Origin of the sequence: Longilinea arvoryzae (assembly GCF_001050235.1) — a bacterium.
GTDB lineage: Bacteria > Chloroflexota > Anaerolineae > Anaerolineales > Anaerolineaceae > Longilinea > Longilinea arvoryzae.
Genome location: NZ_DF967972.1, coordinates 302,136 through 322,377, shown reverse-complemented (window position 1 = coordinate 322,377; position 20,242 = coordinate 302,136). Strand labels below are relative to the sequence as shown.

Here is a 20,242-nt window from a genome sequence, read left to right as displayed (position 1 = left end):
CGGATATGCACGAGATTCCCGGAGAACAATTCGAACGCGTCCTGCCGCTGCTGGCGGGCGGCGATTGGCGCCCGGTTCTGCCCGAGGCGGTGTGCGAGCGCATCAATCCGGGACGGGTGTTCGTCGATCGGGCGGATGCGCCTTCCAGCGCGTGGATCTGGCTTGCCTGTGGTTACTTCTACCTGTGCGGCCAACCTCCCGCGGACGCTGCCCAATCCCTGGCGGATCAGATGAATGCGGATCTGGTTCAGGCCTGGGCGGCGGTGGGGGAGCGCGGGCTGGTGCTGGCGCCCCTCTCGGCAGGCTGGCAGGCCGTGCTGGAAGGTTTCCTGGCCGGAAAACATTACGCGCCGATCTATCGGCGCGAATACCGGTTGAACCCCGGGCGTTTCAGGCCATCGGCCGCACCGCCCGGCTTCCGGTTGCGGCGCATGGACGCGGATCTGCTGGCCCGTCTGGGTGGAATGACCACCTGGCGCAGCCCCGCGGATTTTCTGGCCCATGGCCTGGGATTTTGCCTGTTGGACGGGGAGGAGATCGCCGCGCATTGCGCCAGCGTGTTTGCAAGTCGCACCCGGGTGGAGATCGACGTGCACACGGCCGAAGGCTGCCGCCGGCGCGGGCTGGCCCACGCTGCAGCTTCGGCCCTGGTGAAGGCCTGCCTGGAAGAGGGCCGCGAACCGAATTGGGAATGCTTTTGGAACAATGAACCTTCCAATGCGCTGGCCGGCAGCCTGGGTTTCGAAAAATGCGCCGACCACGCCGCATTTTACTGGGAACCGGAGAACAAACAGGGATGAGGAAGATTTATTCCGTGTGAATCGTGCGGTAAGCCTGGTCGGCAATGGAAAAGGCCAACCCGCCCAACCCCAGGCTGACTGCCGTTGCCAGGAGAACGCCGGCGTAACCGGAGACCAGAATGCTGATCGCCATCGGCGCGGCGGCCACGGCAACGCCCAGCAGACTGCCCAACGCGCTCAATTCCGGGGCAATGCCGGCCAGTAACAATTCATCCCGCGACTGACGGCAGACATCGAAGGCCGCCATGCTGACAATCCCGGCGACGACCCCCGGGATGAACGCCGCCCACGGATCCACGCGGGCCTGGAAGAACGCTGCGTGGACGGCCAGGCCGGCCAGGCTGGCCAGCACGGACAGGGCATAAACGGCCACGAGATCGAAAAACAGGAATCGGGTGTGTGAGAAAGGCAGTTGGCGGATCAATACCCAGCAGGCAAGGTCGTTGCGAAGCCGTGCGACGCTGAATCGCGCGATCTGGATTACCCAGAAGGCGATCAACAAGGCGCGACTGCCCAGATCGGGGAGAATGGGCAGCGCCAGCATGGCAGTGACGATGCTGAACCAGGCCAGGATGGATTGCAGACGCAGGGAACGCACCGATTGGAGCACATCCTTCCACAGGAGCGCCCCGGCCCCGGCCAGCGCCGGCAGCCGGCTGGGTTTCTTGTTCACCCCCAGGCGGTTTTTGAGCCGTTGTTCTTCAACCAGCCCAACGAAGCCGTATTTCGCGGCGGTCTCGCTGGCTTCGAGCTCGTTGGTTTCCTGGGCGGCGCGGTTCAGGCTAAATGAAGGACTGATCCAGAATAGGGCAGCCAGCGTAACGAGCGCCAGCAGCGAGGTTGAGAGCAATCCGGCCGCCAGCCCGATCTGTGAAAATCCGGCCTGCAGGGGTTGAAGGATCCTTCCGGCAATTCCGGACCACAGCCCGGAGGGCAGCGCGGATGGATCGCGCGTAAAGATCAGCAGGAATGCGAAAAACGCGACCGTCAGCGGCATCACCAGCCAGGCCAGCCAGCGGCGCACCGATTGTCCATTCAGGCGGGCGACGCCGACGAACCAGCGGAACAAGAAAAGCGCCAGGTGGATGGGGATTACGGCCAGCCAGGCTCGCAATCCATAGCCGGAATATTCCACAATGCGGCTGAGGTCCATGGTGCCGGGCATGTTCGTCTCGGCGACTGAAAAGCCCAATGTGACTGCTGCCAACCAGAACGGCACGGCGCTCTTCAGCCAGGGCATCCATACCCAGCGCAGGACTAGGCTGCGCCGGCTGACCGGCATCTGGCAGATGAGGGTTTCATCCGGTTCCGAAAAGCTGACCGGGCTGCGCTTGAGAGCCTGCCAGAAGGTGAAGATGCTCCAGACTGCCAGTAAGAGGACTTCCAGGAAGATCGCTGCGCGCGCCAGATTGTCTGGATCGAGAAAACGCAGCAAAAGTGCGCCCCCGCTGGCGAAAAAGGTCAATGCAGAAAACGTCCAGATGCTAAAAAACAGGACCAGGTAGACCAGGTAGATGTAATTACTCGTGGAACGGTCGCGGCGGTCGTAGGCCACGAGGGACAGCCAATAGGCCAGTTCGCGTTCTTCCTGCCTCGAGCGAACAAAATGAACTGCGCGCATTTACAGCGCCTCGAAAACGCCCTGGCGAATCAACAGTCTGCGGGATTCGACATCGCCGAACAGCGCCGGGTCGTGGGTTGAAACCAGAATCGACGCGCCCTGGTTGCTGGCGCGATGCAATTCCTCCAGCAGGTATTGAATGCCCTGCTGGTCGAGCGCAGAGGTTGGCTCATCGAGGAGCAGCACATCGAAGGGGCGGATCAGGGCAAGCGCCAGACCTAATTTCAGGCGCATGCCACGTGAGTAGTGGTGCGGGAAAAGGTCCCTGGCTTCCCACAGGTCGAGTTTCCGGAGAATGTTTTCCGCGCGCGCGTCGAAATCTCGGATGACGTTATGCGCCATGGCGATGAAGCGCAGGTGTTCCCAGGCGGTCAATTCGACGTAAAATCGCGGTACATCCGGGACGAATGCCAGCCGGCGGCGGAATTCGACCTCGGCGTGGTACGAATCGTAGCCTGCCACGCTTACACTTCCGGTGGACGGACGGATCAACCCGGACAGACAGGAAAGCAGGGTTGTCTTCCCGGATCCGTTTGGGCCGGAAAGGAGCGCGATTTCTCCGGCATTCAAACCAAACGAAACCGGGGCTAACGCCAGGAAGGAACCATATTGTTTGCTGATTTCAGCGACGACGAGTTGAGGTTGCATTCGACCCTGAAGGCTTGATCAGCGCTTTTTGCGCATCAGCATCACAATCACCGCGATGCCGATCAGCAGGCCAACGATCGACCCGCCCACCCAGGGAGTGCCGCCGGTAAGCGATATGAGCGGTTTGGGCGTCGGTGTGAGCGTTTGCGTGGGGGTCGGGGTCAGAGTGGGCGTGACGGTAGGGGTGACCGGCGTGGGCGTTGGCGTTTCGGTGGCCGGCCCAAGGGTGGGCGTGGCGGTGGCGGGCGGCGTGACCTGCAAGACCAGCTTCTGGTTGAGCTGCAGGATCGAGCCGGAGTTGAGGTTGTTCCAGGCCATCAAATCGGTGATGTTCACGCCGTAAAGATCGGCGATCCAGGAGAGGTATTCCCCGCTTTGCACGGTATGGTAATACTTGCCATCCGCGGCCGGGGTGAGCTTTTCGATCGGCGTGAGCGGGCGCGGCGTCGGGCTGGGCGTGATGTTACCCGGGTAGATCAATATTTTTTGCCCGATCTGCAGCGGCCAATCCGCCTGCAGGCCGTTCAAGGCCAGGATGGTTTCCACGCTGACGTCATAGGCATCCGCAATGGTGCTGAGGGTGTTATAAGCAGCAACGGTATGGATGATTTTTCCATCCGCATCCGGGGTGCTCTTCTGAACCATATCCGCCGGGGTGGGTGTGGCGTAACCGACCGTGTCCTTGTCGGGAATGAAAAGTTTCTGCCCGATCTGCAGGGTGATGCTCGAGGAGAGGTTGTTCCAGGTCTGGATATCCTTGATGGTCACGTGGTAGGCAATGGCGATGGACCACAGGGACTGCCCGGATTTGACTTCGTGGTAGATCTTGCCGTCGGCGCCCGGGGTGGATACCTCGACCGGAACGATAATGCCGTAGCTGCCCGTATGGCCGGCGCCCGGCGTGGCCCCGACCGGCGAGGTGTATTCGCCGCAGGACTTGCCAGAGGTATAGGCGGCCTGCAGGACGTAGTAGTAGCGGCCGCCACCGGCGTCTGCGATGCCGGCGCCCACGTTGCAGTAGGCCGGGTTGACGGCCGGGATCATATGCGAGGCATCCGACCAGATCACCATGATTTCGTCCAGCGTCATGTCGCCCACGGCGAAGTTCTCGGTACCCCATACCTTGGCGCCGCCGCCGTAACCGGCGGACTGTAAACGCCCGGAGACGTCGCCGATGTGCCAGGACATGTTGTTGGCCGCCATGATCTGGGCGGTGGACTGGGCGACGGCGTCGATGATGGGATCTTCGACCAGAGCCGGCAGGCCGTTGGCCACGCGCAGCGCATTCATGGCCGCGATGAGATCATAGGCATTCACATCCGAACGCAGGGGAGCGGCATGAATGGAGGTGAAATTTGGACCGGCGGCTGCGCTGGTGAACAAAGCAGCCAGCAGGGTTAGCAGCAGAATCCAGCGGGTTTTGTTAGGTTGATGCATAGCGCTATTATAACGGGATTCGGTGGAGCGTAAATCGTAAAGGGTGAACCGCGAACCGCTGCCTGTTTTCGACCGCAGCACGTCCTCACGCAATTTCGGTGCCCCGTTCACGGTTCACCCTTTACCGGAAAGAAAAACGGGCTCTGCATTCGCAGAGCCCGTGGCAATCGAACCACTGAATGATCAGCCGTTCTTCTTCTGGAATTCGACCATGAAATCGGCCAGGGCCTTGACCGATTCGAGCGGCACGGCATTGTAGAGGGAGGCGCGCAGGCCGCCAACCGAGCGGTGGCCCTTCAGGCCGATCAAATCGGCTTTCTTGGACTCTTTCACGAACAAATCCTCAAGCTCTTCGCTGGCCAGGCGGAACGGGATGTTCATGATCGAGCGCGATTCGGGGACGGCGTGGCCGCGATAGTAACCGCCGGATTTGTCGATGACGTCGTAGATCATCTTGGCCTTCTGCTGGTCGATCTTGTACATCGCTTCCAGGCCGCCGAGCTCCTTGAGCCATTGGAACACCAGACCGCACATGTAGATGGACCAGCAGGGCGGGGTGTTGTAGAGCGATTCTTTCTCGGCCATCACCTTGTAGTCGAGCATGGTGGGCAGGTTGGCGGGAACACGTTCGAGCATGTCATCGCGTACGATGGCGATCACGACACCCGCGGGGCCGGCATTCTTCTGTGCGCCGGCGTAGATCATGGCGTATTTGGTCACGTCGATTGGCTGGCTGACGAAATCGGAAGACATATCGCAGAACAGAGGCACGCCAGCAGGCAGGACCGGCTCGCTCTTGAATTCGACGCCGTGAATGGTTTCATTGTGGCAGATGTGGACGTAGGCGGCCTTGGGATCGAAATTCAGTTCGCCGGCAGCCGGCAGGCGGTTGAACTTTTCGGCTTCGCCATTGAAGACCACATTGGTGGTTCCGAGCTTGGCGGCTTCCTTGATGGCAGCCTTACTCCACGCGCCGGTGACAATGTAGTCCGCCGATGCGCCAGCCGGCCGGAAGTTCATGGCTTCCATGGCAAAATGCAATGAAGCGCCGCCCTGAAGGAACATGACTTTGTAGTTGGCGGGGATGCCCATCAACTCGCGCAGATCGGCTTCAGCAGTCTTGATAATGCCTTCGAATTCCTTCGAACGGTGGCTCATTTCCATGACGGACATTCCGCAACCGTTGAAGCTGAGCAGTTCGGCCTGAGCCTTTTCGAGTACCGACAGCGGCATCGCAGAGGGGCCGGCATTGAAGTTATGAACACGCTTCACAGAAGTCATTCTCATCGCCTCTTTTTTTAATTTTGATTTGGATCCGAGTTGTTTCTGAAGCTGGCAATACATATCCTAAACAAGGTGGTCTGGAACCGAAACGTCCCCATTCAGGACTGGTTAATGCCATTTAAAATCATACCCGATTTCGGTTTGACCTGCCAAATGCCTTTTGTCTTACAATAAGCCAACGTTTGCCATATTGATGGCGTGATTGGCCTGCCCGGCAGAACATCTCGCGGATCCGGGTTTTAAGAGATGAATGGCGGCATAACCCGCGATTTCTTGCGAGAAAAGGTTATGCTATACTGTTCATATCCAAGCATGATTTCTGAGTTTGACAGGATCCATATCGATAGGAGGAAAAAATGGACCTTGGAAGCATTGTCACCTGGATCGTCATCGGCGGCATTGCGGGTATGGTTGCCGAGTTTCTGGTCAAAGGGATCAAACTCGGCCTGGTCGGTACGATTGTGGTGGGCATTCTGGGCGGGTTGTTTGGCGGCTGGTTGTTCGGCGTGCTGAAAATCCACATCGGGACCGGCATCCTGGCTGAAATCATCGCGGCAATCGTCGGAGCGGCCATCCTGCTGTTGGCGCTGCGTTTTCTGCGGCGCCGCTAACGAAACAGGCAGATTTCCAGCGCGAGGGGGGATTTAAGACACTCCCCTCGCGTTTGCATTTAACTACAATTAAATGCACTCCACGATATCGAGGCATACATCATGCTTACATTGGAAACGGATCGCTTGATTCTGCGCGCATTCGAGGTGCGCGATGTGGAAGGCTTCGCGGCATATCGTTCCGACCCGGATGTAGCCCGGTATCAGGGTTGGGATATCCCTTTCACCGAGCTGCAGGCCGTGGAATTCATCCGCGCCATGCGGCGCGTTCAGGCGGGCGCGCCCGGCAAGTGGCTGCAGTTGGCCATCCAGGTTAAATCCAGCGGCGAGTTGGCCGGCGACTGCGCCTTCAAGGTCGAGGCCGAGGATCCGCACCAGGCTGAAATGGGACTCACGATTGCGCGGAAGTTCCAGCGGCAGGGCTACGGTTTCGAAGCCACCGTCCGACTGCTGGATTATCTGTTCTTCGAATTGAAAATGCACCGCGTCCGCGCCGGCTGCGACGAGCTCAACCTGGTTTCCTGCCACCTGCTGGAAAAAATCGGGCTGCGCCGTGAGGCGCATCTTATCGAAAATCTGTGGTTCAAAGGACGCTGGTCGAGTGAATACTGGTTTGGCATTCTCGACCGCGAATGGGCCGCTCGGCGCGGCGTTTCTCTGGCGCGGGGTGAAGATGTCACCGCCAGCGCGGAGGATCCCCAATCGGACCCGGGCGACGATCCGGACAGCCTGTTGATCGCACGTTCACGCTGGCAGAATCGTTCGTAAAGGACGTTTAGGTAGGGGCAATTCATGAATTGCCCCTACAGGAACTAAAAAAACAGAGACACACGGCTAGGTGCATCCCTGTTTGTTTGAACTTAAGCTCCGTCTAGGCGGGTTCGCCCAATTCAGGCTGCGATTCCACCCGGCGCATGAAGATTTCGCCGTCCGGCACGCGGTCGATCTGGATGATGTCGCCGTCGTTGAACTCGCCTGCCAGAAGCGCATCCGACAGCCGGTCTTCGATCTTGTTCTGGATGACCCGGCGCAGCGGGCGGGCGCCCATATCGGGATCGTAGCCTTCGTCGGCGAGTTGATCCAGGGCAGCGTCACTGGCCTGCAGCACCAGGTTGTGGTCGCGCAGGCGTTCGGCGACCTTGTCCAATTCCAGACGTACGATCTTGCGGATATCTTCCCGGTTGAGCGAGCGGAAGACGATCACCGAATCGACGCGGTTGATGAACTCGGGTCGGAACACGCGGTGCAGCGACTCGGTCAGTTTCTTGCGCATTTCGTCGTAGGCCAGTTTCTCTTCGTTGGCTTCATCGGTTTTCAACTGGAAACCAAAGCCGGTCTGGCGTTTGATCATATCCGCGCCGATATTGGAGGTCATGACGATGATGGCGTTGCGGAAATCGACCTTGTGCCCGCGCGCATCGGAGAGATGGCCCTCTTCCATGATCTGGAGGAGCATGTTGTGCGCCTCGGGGTGCGCCTTTTCGATTTCGTCGAAGACGACGATCGAGTACGGCCGGCGGCGGATGGCCTCGGTAAGCTGGCCGGCTTCTTCATAGCCGACGTAACCGGGGGGCGCGCCGACCAGGCGGCTGACGGTATGGCGCTCCATGAACTCAGACATGTCCAGTTGGATCAGCGCGTCTTCGCTGCCGAACATGAAGCGCGCCAGCGCCTTGGTCAGTTCGGTCTTGCCGACGCCGGTGGGGCCGAGGAAGATGAAGGAGCCGATCGGGCGGCGCGGGTCTTTCAACCCGGCGCGCGCGCGGCGCACGGCCTTGGAAATAGCCTCGATGGCCTCCTCCTGGCCGATGATGGATTTGCTCAGCTCCTCTTCCATGTGCAGCAGGCGCTCCGATTCTTCCTGGGCGAGCTGCATCAGGGGCACACCCGTCCACATCGAAACGACCTCGGCGATATCGTCTGCGCTGACCACCGGACTGGTGGCGCGGTCCCAGCCGGTGCGCATGCGCTCGAGCTGGCTTTCCAAGGCGTTCTCGCGATCCAGCAAGTCCTGGGCATCGTCGAAACGGCCGTCTTCCAGCGCCAGGCTGTGGCTGTGGCGTACGTCGCGCAACTGCTCCATGATATCCTTGACCGTCTTGGCGGCCGGGCTTTTGTACATGCGCACGCGCGACGAGGATTCGTCGATCAGGTCGATGGCCTTGTCCGGCAGGAAACGCTCGGTGACGTAACGCGCCGAAAGGCGCGCGGCGGCATCGAGGGCTTCGTCCGAGATCACCAGGCGGTGATGCTCTTCGTAAGCCGAGCGGATGCCCTTGAGGATCTCGATGGTTTCATCGATGGTCGGTTCTTCCACCTTGATGGGTTGGAAGCGGCGCTCCAGCGCGGCGTCCGACTCGATATGTTTGCGGTATTCCTCCAGCGTGGTCGCACCGATGACCTGCAGTTCGCCGCGGCTGAGCGCCGGTTTGAGGATATTGGCGGCGTCGACGGAAGAGCCGGCCGCGCCGGCGCCCACCAGCATGTGCAGCTCATCGATGAACAGGATGGCGCCCGAGGCTTTCAGTTCGTCAATGACGCGCTTGAGGCGCTCTTCGAACTGGCCGCGGTACATGGTGCCGGCCACCAGCGAACCGACATCGAGTTGCAGCACGCGCTTATCGAGCAGCGGCGCAGGTACGTCGCCCTCGAGAATGCGCTGGGCCAGACCCTCGACGATGGCCGTCTTGCCAACGCCGGGCTCGCCGATCAGGGCGGGGTTGTTCTTGGTGCGGCGCGCCAGAATTTGAATGACGCGTTCGATTTCCATCTGGCGCCCGATGACCGGATCCAGCTTGCCTTCTTCGGCCAGTGTGGTCAGGTCCACCGCCAGTTGGTCGACCAGCGGAGTCTTGCTTTTTTCCTTGCTCTTTTCCTGACCTGCGCTATTCGGATCGCCCCGCTTTTCGGAACCCGGCTGGGCGGTATTGATTTGCGAACTGCTTTCCTGCAGCACGCGGCGGGTCTGCCGGCGAATCTGTTCGGGCGTTACGCCCAGTTTGCGCAGCACGTCCAGCGCCAATCCTTCATTCGAACGCATCAGTCCGAGCAGCAAATGCTCGGTGCCGATGTAGTGATGTCCCATGCGGCGGGCTTCATCGATGGCAAATTCCAGAACCTGCTGCACACCGGAAGACAGGTCGATCTTGTTCCCTTGAAATGTGCCAGCGCCGCCCAATCTTTCGACCATTTCGCGCACGCGGTCGGGTTCCAGGCCCAGGTCGCGCAGCACCCGTCCGGCGATTCCGCCTTCTTCCTCGATCAGACCCAGCAGCACATGCTCTGTGCTGATCGATTCTTGGTGCATCCGTTCTGCTTCCTGGTGAGCCAGGCTTAACACCCTGCGTGCTCTCTGGGTGAAACGTTCCATACCAGCCACGGCGATACCTCCTGATACCTTCTCAATTCCTGCCGGCTCCGCCGTTCAAGAGCCTACAGCTTCTGCTGCATTCTGGGGCGAACCCCCAATCCATACCTTTAATTAGGTACTCTTCTATAAAGATTCTACCAAGTTTTAACAGAATTTTCCACCCGGTATTGCAGGCCTGCATCCGGTGGTGAAAGCGATATCGTTGTGAGTTTGGGTTACGGCGGTTGGCGGCGGTTAATTGAGCAGATAAGCCAGCACCCACTGCGTGGTTGCCACCAGCGCATCCAGGTGGGTGCGCTCGTAGTTGTGCGAGGCGTCCACGCCGGGGCCGATCAAGGCCACCGCCACGTCGCCGCCGGCGCGCCAGTAGGCTTCGCCGTCCGAGCCGTAGAAGGGATAGATATCCACTTTATAATCGATGGCGTTGGCTTCGGCCAGCGTGCGCAGGCGCTGCGACAGGCCGTGGTGATAGGGCCCGCCGGAATCTTTGACGCACAATGTGGCATGATACTCATCCGAGGCCTGGCCTTCGCCGACCGCGGCCATATCGACGCTGACCAGTTCGGTCACCTCGGCGGGGATGCCGGCCGAGGCGCCGTGCCCGACTTCTTCGTAATTGCTGATGTGCAAATACGTCTTTTGTAACGGCTTGAGCCCGGCATCATGGATGGCCTTGACCGCCGCAACCAGGCAGGCCACGCAGGCCTTGTCGTCCAGGTGACGCGAGCGGAGAAACCCGTTGTTCACCTCCACCCGCGGGTCGAAGGCAACGAAATCGCCGACGCGAATCCCGAATTTCTCGGTTTCCTCAGGGCTGGTGGTGCGCAAATCGAGGCGGACTTCCATGGCATCGCCGTCGCGTTTGGTCTCATTGACTTTGCTGCCGAAAACGTGGGCAGAAGCCTGGTTGAACAGAATGGAGCCGCGGTAGCGCTGGCCGTTGGAAGCGAAGATCGTGCAGCCTTCGCCTTCCACGGTGTTCCACGCATAGCCGCCAATCTGGGTCAGCTTGAGGCGGCCGTTCTCCTTGATCTCTTTGACCATCGCGCCCAGCGTGTCGGCGTGAGCGGTCAGCGCGCGCGGAGCGTCATCCTTCTGACCCGGCCAGGTGATCACCAGCGCGCCTTTACGCGTGTGGTGGAATTCCAAACCGGTGTATCCGGACAGAGCGCGTTCGGTGAAATCGATGCCTGCCTCGGCCATGCCGGTGGGGCTGGGGGTGTTGAGCAAACTGGTCGCAAATTCCAGCAAATAATCCGTATCGATCTTTGGCAGTGCCATGACTTGACCTCATATTGGGATAGGATTTGGATAAAGGCAGCCTAGAAAGCGACGCCTTCGAAAGTGCTGATGGTTGAACGCCACTCGGGCGAGACCGGGATGGACTGGCGGCTTTTATAATCATACGCTACCATCACTGTTTCGGCTTTGGCAAATAGATCGCCGCTGGCGGCATCCTGAACGATATATTCAAAGACCAGGCTTTTATTGCCAATGCGCGAGGTGCGAACGCCGACCCGCACCTGATGGTTGATCTCGATGGGGGCCAGATAGGTGATGTGCACATCAGCAACGATCAAACCCAGCGAGCTGAAATCGACGCCGTCGAATAAACCCAGGCGGAGCAGGTATTCGAACCGGCCCTGTTCGATATAGCTGTTGAAGCGGGCGTTGTTGACATGCCACTGCGCATCCAGATCGCCGTAACGGACCTGAATCGGACAATAGAAGCGAAATTCGGTCATGGAGATTACCCCTGCATAGGTTTAAGGATCAGAAACCGACCCTGAAATTATACTGTATGTTAAAATCTGAACGCAGGTCCAGAAATGTGCATTTCGTCACAATAAATAGTAGGAAAAAGACGTTTATTCCCTTTTTATGTGGCATTGAGTAAACCTGTCATACATTTGGTATGATGTGTATCACTTGCCCAAAATCCAGGGTTGTCATAAACTCTTAAAAAGAGAAATTTGATCTGTATATCTGAATTGTCCAAATTCTCCATGAGGAGTTATTTATGCAAATCACCCGTCAGGCCGACTACGCATTGCGCGCCATCTATCATCTGACCAAATTGGATCCGACTCAACGCGCAGCGACCAGCCAAATCGCCGAAGAGCAGCGCATTCCGCCTTCCTTTTTGGCCAAGATCATCTCTCAGCTTTCCATCGCTGGCCTTATTCACACCTCCCGGGGCGCTCGCGGCGGCGTGTCGCTGGCCCGATCGCCGGAGGAGATTACCATCCTCGAGGTTGTGGAAGCCATCGATGGCCCCATCGCGTTGAACGAATGCACGTCTTCGCCCGATGCTTGCCCATTTGGTGAGAATTGCCCGCTGCGCAAGCTCTGGTGCGGGACCCAAACGGAGTTGATCGAAAAACTGGCCACGACCACTTTCGCGCAATTCATGTCCGAAGCGTCGTCGCCAGCAGCCAGCAGCAACTAACCCGTTCATCACAGGAGTTCACCATGCCAGTAGGCACACCGATTAATCGACAGTGGGTGCTGGTTTTAAGGGATGGAACCGTGGTAATCGATTGGGGGGGTGGTCAGTTCCTGGATATCAATACCGGTGATATGCGTACCTGTTCTGAATTTGAAATCAGCCTTCACATACAGGACGACGAACTGGATCATCTAAAATCGACCGGCCAGGTCAGTTCATATAACAATGCCATGGTGTATTTCCTGGGTTTACCGGACCGACCATTGCGTACGATCGATTGATCGTCCACCGGACTCTGATTTGAATACAGAAGAGGCGCAACACAATGCGCCTCTTTTTACATAAAAAATCCCGGCTATTTCGATCCGACTCTCTGGCGTTTCGATATAATCAACGTATGTTGAAATCTGCACGAGCTCTGTGGATCGCGTTGTTCGGGCTTGTGATTCTGACGGGTCTTGTTACGTTTTTCGGGCCGGCAGAACGCAGCCTGGGGGCCAATCTGCGCCTCGTAACGCTGCATGGCGCCTGGGTGTGGGCGGGCAAAGCAGCTTTTGCTATTTCCGGGCTGACGGGGCTGGCCGGGCTGGTTTCAAAAAAGGGCCGGGCGCTGCTGGCGGGATGGTCGCTGGCACTGGGACGCACCGGCCTGGTTTTCTGGCTGACCTACCTGCCCATGTCGCTGCTGGTGATGCAGCTCAATTGGGGAGGGCTATTTTTCGCTGAACCGCGCTGGCAGGTGCCCTTTGCCTTTGGCGTGGCAGCTGTGCTGCTGCAAGCCGGATTGAGCGTGCTGCGCATCGACTGGCTGACCTGCGGCTCCAACCTGGCGTTCGGGATTGCCCTGTGGGCCGCGCTGGGCAACGCGACGAACGTATTGCACCCTGAGTCACCCATCTTCAGCGGCGGCTCGGCGCGGATCGAATTTTTCTTTGGAGCCCTTCTGCTCCTTTCGCTGGCGATCGGAGCGGTGATCAGTCTTCTGTTGCGGCGTAAATCTTGAGACGCTGACCGCCCGATGGGCGGCTATTTTTATCGAGACGAATTATCCTCGGCGGGATTTGGCTGTAGCCATTCCAACACCCGGATGGCGGAATAGGTCACCGGGTGAAAATACCGCGGCCAGAGGGCGGCAGCCTGCGGGTTGAAGGATTCGAAATCGACCGAACAGCGCGTGAAGCCCTGCGCGGCGTAATCGCGCAAGGCGGCTTCGAGCAATGCCGACGCCACGCCTTGCCCGCGGAATTGCGGGCGAACAAAAGCGCCGTCGACGGCAATCGTTTTCGGGGAAACGACAATTTCCGCCGCACCTTCCGAACGCGGTTCACAGCGGAGCAGGCCGCCCAGTTCGCCGCCGTGAAATGCCAGCCAGTACCGGTTGGGCTGGCGGCCAATGAAGCGGCGAACCGTCTCGGCATCGTCGGCCTGGCGCGGCGCCATGAACAACGGCGCCTGTGAATAATGGCGGCAGTGTTCGGCGTCCATCCGCGAAATCGCGTCCGCATCGGCTTTCTCGGCCGGCCGCAACTCCCAGCCGGCTGGCGGAACCGCCCCAATCGGGCCGGTGGAGCGGATGCCGTCCACCACGGTCAGTCCGAAGCCGTTCCAAAACCAGGCTCGCAGGGCGGCCAGATCATTGGCCAGCAGGGCAATGCCGTGCATGCTTGCACCCGCCGCGGCCCATGAACCTGAAATGGCGCTGTAAAGCTGGCGGTAAACCGCTGGCTCGTCCTCCAGCGCCGCATGGCCCCATTCGGGCACAAATGCACCGGTCCGGCCGGTCCCGCGCATATTTCCGAAGACGAACCCGGCCAGATAACCCAGCATGCGGCCGTCCTGCATGGCAACATACGCCGGGGTGGATGGGGGAAACCTTCCGAACTGCTCCGCGACTGCATCGATATCCTCGAGCGAATCGGGAAGCTCTGGGATGCTCTGCCGCAGCCTTTTCAATTTGCGGACAAACAATTCAGCAGCCTGTGGATAATGATCGCGAGTCAGAGGCAGGATTTCCATGTGCCATCCTTGAGAGATTGATTTATTGCAACCGTTGTAAGTATAGCAGACCCTTTGGGTGTCACCGGGGGGATCGACCGGTTTTCAATTTTTCTTGCCCCTTGTAATTTGCCGAATCGGTAATATGATATTGTTTACAAATAATGTAATAATAAAACAGAAATGGGGTAGGAATGACGCGCAAGACGGAGACGATTGAAACGGTGATTGTGGGCGGCGGACAGGCCGGCCTTTCAATGAGCTATTACCTGACTCAGCAGCAACGCGAACACGTGGTTTTGGAAAAGACCCACCGCGCCGGCAGCGCGTGGACCCAACAACGTTGGGATTCCTTTACACTGGTTACGCCCAACTGGGGGTTCCGCCTGCCGGGAGCAGAATACGCGGGCTCGGAACCAAACGGATTTATGCCGCGCGCCGAGGTCGACCAGCGTTTTCAGGATTATATTCGGCAATATACCCTCCCGCTGCTCTACGGGGTGGAGGTTCAGGGCATCCTGCCTCGCGAGAAGGGATACCTGGTCAGGACGAACGACCGAAATTATCGGGCAAAGCAAGTCGTCGTCGCCAGCGGCCTGTTCCAGCGCGCGCGGGTGCCGGCCTGGGCCAGACTGCTGCCTCCTGATGTTCACCGTCTGGCTGCCTGCGATTACCGCAACCCGGACCGGCTGCCGCCCGGCGCCGTGCTGGTGGTGGGGTCGGGCCAATCCGGCTGCCAGATTGCCGAAGAATTGAACGAGAGCGGGCGAAAGGTGTATTTGTGCGTGGGCGGCGCCGGGCGTTTCCCGCGCCGTTACCGGGGCCGGGATGTCTTTGAATGGGTGCTGGAAACCGGGCTGTTCAGGCGCACCGCCGATCAATTGCCCTCGCCGGCGGCGCGATTTGGCCCCAATCCGCATGTAACCGGCAAGAACGGCGGCCACAGTCTGAACCTGCACCAATTTCAGCGGGACGGCATTGTGCTGCTGGGGCACGTCCGCGATTTTCAGGATGGCAAGCTTATCCTGGCGGCCGATTTGAAGGAAAGCCTGGCGAAAGCCGATAAAGCGGAAAGCGATTTTGTCAGGCTGGTGGATGAAACCATTATCCGGAATGGGTATTCCGATCCGCCGGAACAGATTCCTCAGTTGTCGGATGGCTATTCCGCTCCGGAATATTCGACTCTGGATTTGCGGGAGGCCGGCATCCATACCGTGATCTGGGCGGGTGGCTTTGCGTTCGATTTCAGTATGGTAAAGCTTCCGGTTTTCGATTCGTTTGGTTACCCGATCACCCGGCGCGGTGCGACGGAGTTTGCCGGGCTGTATTTTCTCGGCCTGCCCTGGCTGTATCGTCAGACATCCGGTTTGTTATACGGCGTGGGCGAGGATGCGGCCTATCTGGCGGAGGAGATGGCGAAGAGGTGAAGCGTGAACCGTGAGGCGTGAAGATGAAGCCAATCCCGGTTCACCACTCACACTTCACTTTTTTTCAACACCCTCAGCGCCCGCAGCGTCACCCACGGATTGGCTTGTTTCTTCTCGCCGAACTCGCACCAGGTCTTGCCGCTGTAATCGAATTCAAGCGGCCAGCGGCCGTCGGCATCCTGCTTTTGACGGATGAAATCGAGCAGCCCAGCCATGCGCGGATCGGCGGCATAGCCCAGGTTGGCCAGCGCCTCGCCGATTTGCAGCAGGTCGGTGATGTAGAAGACCGGGAAACCGAACTTCCACCAGTCGCGGTTGGGCTTGTCGTCACCCAGACGGGTTGGGTAGGTCGCCTTCATCAGGTCGACCGAGAACAGGAATTCGACCCCGGCGTGAATGGCGCGATCGATGAGCGGGGTGCGCTGGCTGGCCGGCAGCACGCTGAAGGCCAGCATCCCCTTGGCGGCGCCCCAGGCGCAGGGCTGGTAGTTGTTGGCCGAGCAGGTGAACAGCGGGCCGTGTTTGTAGGTGTAAAAACGCATCGGGTTCGAGCGCTCGCCGACCGGGGCCAACCCCTCGCCGGTGACGGTGCGCGCCATCCACTCATAGGCCTGATCCAGGCGCGGGTCGTCGATGCCCAGCGCGGTCAGCGCCCAGCACAGGTTGCCCTGCAGGCAGTCGATGGTGCCGGAGGGTGAGCCGTTCGAGCTGAACTGCCCGAGCGGCGTGAATGCGTGTTCGAACAGGTACTGGCAGGCCTGGCGGATGCGGGCGTCCATTTCGACGGACGCGCCCAACTGCGCCAGCAGGGTCAACGCCCAGACCGTGGCGCGGTATTTGGGGTTGTAACCCGGGCCGGGCCGCGCCCAGTAGCCCTGGGGTTGCATTTCATCCAGGACCGCGGCGATCGGCCCACCGCCGGAAGCCGCCTGATAGGCAGCCGCGAGCTGCGGGTCGTCCGCGGGGCGGTCGAGCAGGTCGCGCAGCGCCCGGTAGCGCACGTCGGGCGAAGGATATTCCAGCAGCCAGGCGATTGCATCGCCCTTGAGTTGATCTTGCCAGGGCATGGAAACCTCCTTTGCATGGGCAACGCGTTCGTTTCCCTCAAAATGATTATACGGAGTTTGGTAAAGAATTCACAGGATGAACAGGATGGGCAGGATCTGGATCGAGGATAGGATTATTGGCGCACTGACGATTCACGAATCACCAATGGTCGAATCAACGAATACCGAATCAACGAATACCGAGTCACCGCCTCACGCTTCACCGCATCTCCCATACCCTCTTCATAGTATAATAGTTCTATGCCAAAAACCCTCACCCAATACGTCTGCCAGAATTGTGGAAAAACTTCCCCGCGCCAGTTGGGGCGCTGCCCGGCCTGTGGAAGCTGGGGCTCGATGGTCGAGGAGTTCATCACCCCGCCGGCGGCCAGCGGGCGCAAGGGTGAACCGCACGGGCTGGCCGGGCAATCGCAGCCGCGCCGCCTGCAGGAGATCGAAGGCGACGTCGAAGAACGCCTGCCGATCCGCATGCAGGAGTTCGCGCGCGTGCTGGGCGGCGGGGTGGTGCCGGGCTCGATCGTGCTGGTGGGCGGCGACCCGGGCATCGGCAAATCGACCTTGATGCTGCAAATGGCGGTGGAAATGGCCGCCGAGCGCAAGGTTTTGTACGTCTCGGGTGAGGAATCCGAACGCCAGATAAAGATGCGCGCCCTGCGCCTGCTGCGCGACGAGGACGGCAGGGACGGCCAGATGCCCGATAACCTTTATCTGGTGACCGAAACCAACCTGGAGACGATCCTGGAGCATACCCGCACGGTCGACCCCACGCTGTTGGTGGTGGACTCGATCCAGACGGTTTATTTGCCGGCCATCGAATCTTCGGCCGGTTCGGTCAGCCAGGTGCGCGAGAGCGCCTCGCGCCTGCGCGAGCTGGCCAAGACCTCCGGCATGGCCGTGTTCGTCATCGGGCACGTCACCAAGGAGGGCATCATCGCCGGTCCGCGCGTGCTGGAGCACATCGTGGACACGGTTCTCTATCTGGAGGGCGACCGCTACCAGACCTTCCGGCTGCTGCGTTCGGTGAAGAACCGCTTCGGAGCCACCTCGGAGGTGGGCGTGTTCGAAATGCGCGAGCACGGCATGATCGAAGTGCCCAACCCGTCCGAGGCTTTCCTGGCCGAGCGCATGGTCAACGCTCCGGGTTCGTCCATCGCGGTGACCATGGAGGGCACGCGCCCGCTGCTGGTGGAACTGCAGGGGCTGACCAGTCCGTCCAGCATGGCCAATCCGCGGCGCACGCCCAACGGCATCGATATCAACCGCCTGTTGATGTTAACGGCGGTGTTATCGCGGCGCATGGGATTGCATCTGGGCGAGCAGGATGTATTCGTCAATGTGGTGGGCGGGCTGCGCATCACCGAGCCGGCCGCCGACCTGGCCGTTGCCGTGGCGGTGGCTTCGTCGCTGCGCGATCTGCCGGTGCGCGCCGACCTGGCGCTGATCGGCGAGGTGGGGCTTTCGGGCGAGCTGCGCTGGGTGGGGCAAATGGACGCGCGCCTGCGCGAGGCTGCCAAACTGGGTTTCAAGTCGGCCGTCATCCCGCGCCGACTGCGCAAGAGCGAGCCCTTGCCCGAGGGCATTCAGGTGCTGGAGGCGCGCTCGCTGCGCGAGGCCCTGACCCTGGCGCTGGTGAAGGAAGAAAAGTAACTCGCCGTTATGCAGGTTGGGTTGAGTGATGTTAGCCGGGGCCGATGTAAATCTTGACCGGAACGAAACCCGACATTGGTCTACGTCTGGCTATAACTTACAGAATCCAAGCTGAAATGTGTACCTCGTCCAGGGTAAGGTGTGTTATGCCTCTTAAAGAGGTGGGGTAATATGGACAGGAAAAAATTGCACAGATCTTTTTGGTTTTCAATCTGGCCGAAAGTAATTCTGACCTTGCTTCTGTTCGTCCCGGCGGTAGCGCAGCGTCCGTATGATCCGGCCAATACCTCCGCAGTTGTCGCGGCGGTGCTCAGCCGGCCCTTGATTAATGGTCTGCCAGCGTTGCTGCCGGTCGCCAAACTGGCGCTGTTGTTGGCGGTGATTCTGCCCGTTGTCTCTGGCCGGTTTTCGAAGCGCCTTTTGATGGGGTATTACGGGTTCTTCCTGATCCCGGTGGCAATTTTTCAAAACATCGCTGTCACCGCGGAGTACAATCTGGCCTGGCTGGTCGGAAACACGCTGCTGCAACTGGTGGTGGCAGCTTATTGTCTGTACGATTTCTTTGAGCATAAGTCAGAAATTCGCTCCGGGGATTTCTCCAAAGGCCGCGCATGGGTCATTCCATTGATGCTGCTGGCCTTCCTCATGCCCTATGGAGTAGATGCCAGCGGCAACATCCAACCGGTTTTTTCTGGCGCAGTGATATGGAACGAAGCAGCGGTCACCTACTGCATGATCACACCGGTGGTTCTTGGAATGTTGCTGATGTATTCCAAAGGCGTCTGTAAACCGGTGTTATCGATAATTGCTTACGCGGGTTTGCTGTTTGGCCTGTTGAACATGATGACCTGGTTTGTGATGCAAAGTCAAAACTGGTGGATGGGTGTATTGCACCTGCCACTGTTGATACTTTCGATTTCCGGTCTCCTGACAGCCCGGGAGAAAACCGCTCCTGCGCCGGCGTTGAGCGGATCTCTGCCCTAATTGTTGGGTGGGATCGAACCAACGATTGTAAACCAGGTCAAATAACGGCCGGGAGGCGCGTGCCCACCCCCTAAGGGGGGCAGGTGCACGCCCTGCTGGTTGTGACCTCTGTCCCCTCACAGTGCATAACACGGGACCGACGATGTGACGATGGGTACATCGCCAACCTTTCCTCCTGGACTATAGTGGATAACTGTACGATCCATCCAACCGTGGTCAAGGAGCGTTTTATGCTTGCAAAGTTTCGCCAGCCCGCCAGCGGGTTGACACATCTCGCCGGGGCAGGCCTGGCCCTGATCGGGCAGGTTGTTCTGCTGATGCACAGCGGAAGCCAGATGATCGATAAAATCTCATTGCTGGTTTACAGCGTCAGTCTTTTCGGCCTGTTCCTGGCCAGCGGTCTGTACCATTCGATCAGCTCCACCATCAAAGGGATCGGTATTTTACGTAAATTCGATCATTCCGCCATCTACCTGCTGATCGCCGGAACATACACACCCTTTTGCCTGATGGCTTTTCACGGTTTTTGGAAATGGGGCCTATTGACCCTCATCTGGATGCTGGCTGTGATTGGCATCATTGCCAATATCTGGATGATCAACGCGCCGCGCTGGCTCACCGCCGGAATATACGTGTTGATGGGCTGGTTGATTGTGCTGGCCTTCCGCGAAATGCTCGCCAGTCTGACTCCCACGACCATCCACTGGCTGTTTGCCGGCGGGATCATCTACACCCTGGGGGCGGTGGTCTACAGCACCAAATGGCTGGATTTCAAGCCGGGCGTGTTTGGTTTCCACGAGGTCTGGCATATCTTCGTCATGCTGGGCGCGGCCGCCCATTTTGTCGCAGTGTACAGTATGTTGTAAACGATGTTTCTCGAGAAAGCATAAAAGAGGTCGTCA

Annotated in this window: 19 protein-coding genes; 10 read left to right on the top strand and 9 right to left on the bottom strand. The window is 59.2% G+C overall.

All coding sequences use genetic code 11. The features are described from left to right. Nucleotides 1–5 precede the first annotated feature (5 nt). On the top strand, nt 6–800 hold the full coding sequence (locus LARV_RS01470) for a GNAT family N-acetyltransferase (protein WP_152031652.1): 795 nt from the start codon (nt 6–8) through the stop codon (nt 798–800). A 7-nt stretch (nt 801–807) separates the two neighbouring features. Here LARV_RS01470 and LARV_RS01465 read toward each other — a convergent pair whose 3' ends face one another. The 4 genes from LARV_RS01465 to serC form a co-directional block, all read right to left on the bottom strand. Further along, nucleotides 808–2,421, bottom strand: a complete 1,614-nt coding sequence (locus LARV_RS01465) for a hypothetical protein (protein ID WP_075071965.1) — start codon at nt 2,419–2,421, stop codon at nt 808–810. Beyond that, nucleotides 2,422–3,069, bottom strand: a complete 648-nt coding sequence (locus LARV_RS01460; protein WP_075071964.1) for an ABC transporter ATP-binding protein — start codon at nt 3,067–3,069, stop codon at nt 2,422–2,424. It lies immediately after the preceding gene. A gap of 18 nt (nt 3,070–3,087) precedes the next feature. Beyond that, nucleotides 3,088–4,506: a LysM peptidoglycan-binding domain-containing protein gene (locus LARV_RS01455; RefSeq protein WP_152031651.1), complete on the bottom strand. Its 1,419-nt coding sequence runs from the start codon at nt 4,504–4,506 to the stop codon at nt 3,088–3,090. 183 nt (nt 4,507–4,689) lie between these two features. Beyond that, nucleotides 4,690–5,787: a 3-phosphoserine/phosphohydroxythreonine transaminase gene (gene serC / locus LARV_RS01450; protein ID WP_075071962.1), complete on the bottom strand. Its 1,098-nt coding sequence runs from the start codon at nt 5,785–5,787 to the stop codon at nt 4,690–4,692. A 359-nt stretch (nt 5,788–6,146) separates the two neighbouring features. Between serC and LARV_RS01445 the strand changes: the two genes are divergently transcribed. Together LARV_RS01445 and LARV_RS01440 are read left to right on the top strand one after the other, a co-directional pair. Then, complete coding sequence (locus tag LARV_RS01445; RefSeq protein WP_075071961.1) at nt 6,147–6,401, top strand: GlsB/YeaQ/YmgE family stress response membrane protein; 255 nt, start codon at nt 6,147–6,149, stop codon at nt 6,399–6,401. Between the two features lie 102 nt (nt 6,402–6,503). Beyond that, complete coding sequence (locus LARV_RS01440) at nt 6,504–7,169, top strand: GNAT family N-acetyltransferase (RefSeq protein ID WP_075071960.1); 666 nt, start codon at nt 6,504–6,506, stop codon at nt 7,167–7,169. A gap of 103 nt (nt 7,170–7,272) precedes the next feature. Here LARV_RS01440 and LARV_RS01435 read toward each other — a convergent pair whose 3' ends face one another. The 3 genes from LARV_RS01435 to LARV_RS01425 all read right to left on the bottom strand — a co-directional run bounded on the left by LARV_RS01435 (nt 7,273) and on the right by LARV_RS01425 (nt 11,516). Then, complete coding sequence (locus tag LARV_RS01435) at nt 7,273–9,771, bottom strand: ATP-dependent Clp protease ATP-binding subunit (protein ID WP_075071959.1); 2,499 nt, start codon at nt 9,769–9,771, stop codon at nt 7,273–7,275. A 234-nt stretch (nt 9,772–10,005) separates the two neighbouring features. After that, nucleotides 10,006–11,052 carry a M42 family metallopeptidase gene (locus LARV_RS01430; RefSeq protein ID WP_075071958.1) on the bottom strand — a complete coding sequence of 349 codons (1,047 nt, stop codon included), beginning with the start codon at nt 11,050–11,052 and terminating at the stop codon, nt 10,006–10,008. A 41-nt stretch (nt 11,053–11,093) separates the two neighbouring features. Continuing rightward, nucleotides 11,094–11,516: an acyl-CoA thioesterase gene (locus LARV_RS01425; RefSeq protein WP_075071957.1), complete on the bottom strand. Its 423-nt coding sequence runs from the start codon at nt 11,514–11,516 to the stop codon at nt 11,094–11,096. Nucleotides 11,517–11,791: 275 nt separating this feature from the next. Between LARV_RS01425 and LARV_RS01420 the strand changes: the two genes are divergently transcribed. The 3 genes from LARV_RS01420 (at nt 11,792) to LARV_RS01410 (ending at nt 13,223) form a co-directional block, all read left to right on the top strand. Next, nucleotides 11,792–12,220 carry an RrF2 family transcriptional regulator gene (locus tag LARV_RS01420; RefSeq protein WP_075071956.1) on the top strand — a complete coding sequence of 143 codons (429 nt, stop codon included), beginning with the start codon at nt 11,792–11,794 and terminating at the stop codon, nt 12,218–12,220. 23 nt (nt 12,221–12,243) lie between these two features. Further along, entirely contained in the window at nt 12,244–12,501 is a 258-nt protein-coding gene (locus tag LARV_RS01415) for a hypothetical protein (RefSeq protein WP_075071955.1), read from the top strand. Between the two features lie 116 nt (nt 12,502–12,617). After that, nucleotides 12,618–13,223: a hypothetical protein gene (locus LARV_RS01410; protein ID WP_075071954.1), complete on the top strand. Its 606-nt coding sequence runs from the start codon at nt 12,618–12,620 to the stop codon at nt 13,221–13,223. Nucleotides 13,224–13,252: 29 nt separating this feature from the next. Here LARV_RS01410 and LARV_RS01405 read toward each other — a convergent pair whose 3' ends face one another. After that, nucleotides 13,253–14,236, bottom strand: coding sequence for a GNAT family N-acetyltransferase (locus tag LARV_RS01405; RefSeq protein WP_075071953.1), 984 nt, complete (start codon nt 14,234–14,236; stop codon nt 13,253–13,255). 173 nt (nt 14,237–14,409) lie between these two features. Here LARV_RS01405 and LARV_RS01400 point away from each other — a divergent pair, with 173 nt between their 5' ends. Next, on the top strand, nt 14,410–15,642 hold the full coding sequence (locus tag LARV_RS01400; protein ID WP_075071952.1) for an NAD(P)-binding domain-containing protein: 1,233 nt from the start codon (nt 14,410–14,412) through the stop codon (nt 15,640–15,642). Between the two features lie 47 nt (nt 15,643–15,689). Here LARV_RS01400 and LARV_RS01395 read toward each other — a convergent pair whose 3' ends face one another. Continuing rightward, a complete protein-coding gene (locus LARV_RS01395) occupies nt 15,690–16,709 on the bottom strand; it encodes a hypothetical protein (RefSeq protein WP_075071951.1) in 1,020 nt (339 codons plus the stop codon). Between the two features lie 240 nt (nt 16,710–16,949). Here LARV_RS01395 and radA point away from each other — a divergent pair, with 240 nt between their 5' ends. The 3 genes from radA (at nt 16,950) to trhA (ending at nt 20,206) form a co-directional block, all read left to right on the top strand. After that, nucleotides 16,950–18,356 carry a DNA repair protein RadA gene (radA, locus tag LARV_RS01390; protein WP_075071950.1) on the top strand — a complete coding sequence of 469 codons (1,407 nt, stop codon included), beginning with the start codon at nt 16,950–16,952 and terminating at the stop codon, nt 18,354–18,356. A 171-nt stretch (nt 18,357–18,527) separates the two neighbouring features. Further along, nucleotides 18,528–19,340: a hypothetical protein gene (locus LARV_RS01385; protein ID WP_075071949.1), complete on the top strand. Its 813-nt coding sequence runs from the start codon at nt 18,528–18,530 to the stop codon at nt 19,338–19,340. Between the two features lie 230 nt (nt 19,341–19,570). Continuing rightward, on the top strand, nt 19,571–20,206 hold the full coding sequence (trhA, locus tag LARV_RS01380; RefSeq protein WP_075071948.1) for a PAQR family membrane homeostasis protein TrhA: 636 nt from the start codon (nt 19,571–19,573) through the stop codon (nt 20,204–20,206). The last annotated feature ends 36 nt before the right edge of the window (nt 20,207–20,242 follow it).